The organism is Nocardioides gansuensis (assembly GCF_003076135.1).
Classification (GTDB): Bacteria; Actinomycetota; Actinomycetes; order Propionibacteriales; family Nocardioidaceae; genus Nocardioides; species Nocardioides gansuensis.
This window is the reverse complement of the sequence record NZ_QDGZ01000044.1, coordinates 1-255: the sequence shown is the minus strand read 5'-3', so window position 1 is coordinate 255 and position 255 is coordinate 1. Positions and strand designations below refer to the sequence as shown.

General features: G+C 72.2%; 1 protein-coding gene. It reads left to right on the top strand.

From position 1 onward, the window contains the following. Window positions 1-255, top strand: a 255-nt coding sequence (locus DDE18_RS23240; RefSeq protein ID WP_165821330.1) for a hypothetical protein, incomplete at both ends; no start/stop codon positions are given.

The window sequence follows — 255 nt, the reverse complement described above, 5'->3', positions numbered from 1 at the left end:
CTGACGCCGGGGTGGGCCGCGTCCTCCGAGGAGCGCGCCGACCCGCGGGCGCTGGTCCGTGAGCTGCTGCCCTACATCCCCGTCGTCCTCGTGCTGCTCATCACGATCACCCGGCCCTCGCAGCTCAGGGACCTGGTGCTCGTCGGCCTCCTGGCCGCCATGGTGGCGCTCCTGATCGCGCGGCACATGCTCACGCTGGCCGACAACATCCGGCTCACAGCCGGCCTCGAGGACCTGGTGCACGAGCGGACCCAC